2 protein-coding genes are annotated in these 2,223 nt (G+C 40.4%); both read right to left on the bottom strand.

Annotation, left to right across the window (positions count from 1 at the left end):
* Nucleotides 1–525, bottom strand: a 525-nt coding sequence (locus I4N53_RS12080) for an AAA family ATPase (RefSeq protein WP_214496349.1), incomplete at its 3' end; no start/stop codon positions are given.
* A gap of 91 nt (nucleotides 526–616) precedes the next feature.
* Nucleotides 617–1,966: a magnesium transporter gene (gene mgtE / locus I4N53_RS12075; RefSeq protein WP_214496348.1), complete on the bottom strand. Its 1,350-nt coding sequence runs from the start codon at nucleotides 1,964–1,966 to the stop codon at nucleotides 617–619.
* Nucleotides 1,967–2,223: the final 257 nt, after the last annotated feature.

Here is a 2,223-nt window from a genome sequence, read left to right as displayed (position 1 = left end):
ATTGGCAAAATGGTCATATTCGTCTATTATTAGATAAATCTTTTTACCTACTTTTTTTACTTCATTTATTATCGTCATTATAACCGCGTTTATATCAGTTATTTGGTCAATTTTCTTCCTTATTCCTTCCGTATTTTCTAATATACCTTCGTACCTGTTTAATAAGGCATTTATTGAATTTTTCACACTTAACAAAAAGGACTCTTTTAGTTGGTCTTTGTTGTCGGTGTTTAGGCCTGAAAAATTCAGCTTGAGTATCATATAACTGTTCTTTAGCCTTGTTGGCTTCTTCCCTATATATAAGTCGCCAAATAGTTTCTCAAAGTCTTTCTCATTGTTTATGTCATAGTAGTTCTCCAATGTGGAAAGAAATAGACTTTTCCCAAACCTCCTTGGTCTTATGAAAAACAGGTATTTGCTGTTTAGGTTCTCTATCTTCTCTATATACATCGTCTTGTCTACATACAAATATCCTTCTTCTCTCATCGCTCTGAAATTGGACATGCCATAGGGTATTTTCTTCATCTTTACCACTCCTAATTTTCCTTATTCTTTAAAGTGAACTACATCGCCAATGAATTGGCAAGCCTCGTGCTCTCGACACCTGCCCGTATCTTTATATTTTAATGAACAATCCAGCAATATAAAAATATACCACTAAAGCCATGGCGTCTACGATGGTGGTTATGAGGGGACTGGCCATAATGGCGGGGTCAATTTTAGCCATTTTTGCTAAAAGCGGCAATAAGCCGCCGACTATCTTGGCCATAATCACTGTTACCACCAGTGTAAGACTGACCACCAGAGCAATGGTAGTGCTCACCTGCTCAATAACAACAAGCCGTAAGAAGTTCAAGCCAGCAAGAGAAAGGCCAACAATAATGCTCACCATAAACTCTTTTGCAACTACTCTAAAAACATCCCGTGTTTTAATTTCGTCCAGCGCCAGGCCTCGAATTACCATTGTCGATGACTGGGAACCTGCATTTCCTCCTGTATCCATTAGCATAGGTATAAAGGCGGCCAGGATTACCACATCATGGAGAAAGTCTTCAAACTTTTGTATGATCCGGCCGGTGAATGTGGCCGAAATCATCAAGGCCATAAGCCAAAACAGCCTGTTTTTGGCCATGGTAAAGGGGCTCTGACTTATATAAGATTCTTCAGTAGGACTTATTCCACCCATTCGTTGAATATCTTCGGTGTTTTCCGCTTCCAGAACGTCCATCACGTCGTCTATGGTTATAATGCCAACCAGACGGTTTTCCTGGTCTACTACAGGCATGCTTAATAGGTCGTATTTTTTAAACAGTGATGACACGAATTCCTGGTCATCGTAGGTTTTTACAGCTATAACCTGTTTGTCCATCAGGTCTTCGATCCTGGTGCCAGGGTCTGCCATCACCAGGTCTTTCAAGGAAACGACACCTAAAAGATGTCTTTCCTGGTCTATGACGTAACAGGTATAAATGGTCTCCTTTTTAGGAGCAGTATAGCGAATATGAGTAAGGGCTTGAGCCGCCGTCATATCGGCTTTCAGGTCTACAAATTCGATGGTCATGATACTGCCAGCGGAATCTTCGGGATAATTTAAAAACTGGTTAATAAGCCTTCGTTCGCTTTCCGGCGTCCGTTGGAGTATTTTTTTTACTACATTGGCGGGCATTTCTTCCAGAAAGTCTATCTTATCATCGAAAAAGAGATCTTCTACCAGGCTTTTCAATTCGTCTTCTTCGATCATCCGCGAAAAGGCTACTCTTATTTTATCCGACAGATATGAAAATACTTCTGCAGCCCTATCCTTAGGCAGCAGTCTGAAAGCCAGCAGGCTGTTTTTAGCATCCAGATGGTTCAAAATTTCCGCTACGTCCTGTACCGGAATTCTCGACATTTCTTCTTTTAAGACTAGGAAGTTTCTTTCCTGTAACCATTGGCGAAAAAGCTCTTTCATTTTTTCGATATGCACAATAATACCCCCTCTAGTTAAGAAGCGCCTCCGGCGATGTGGGGTGCCGACAGACTACCCCCGTTTTTATGTGGAATAAGGCATCGTTTGTTTATTCAATTACTTGGTACTCATCTTTTCCTATGAATATAAGTAGCGCTTGCTTTACGTCTTCTCTCTCTTTAAGCCCTCTGCTTTCTCTATACTTCTTGAGCTGCTTTATTCCTTCTTCTTTTATCTTGTCTACTTTGTCTTTTTCACTCTTCTTTACATACTTT

Source organism: Thermoanaerobacter sp. CM-CNRG TB177, assembly GCF_018588165.1.
Taxonomy (GTDB): Bacteria; Bacillota; Thermoanaerobacteria; order Thermoanaerobacterales; family Thermoanaerobacteraceae; genus Thermoanaerobacter; species Thermoanaerobacter thermocopriae.
The sequence above is the reverse complement of the archived record's forward strand: the minus strand, read 5'-3'. Positions and strand labels throughout refer to the sequence as shown.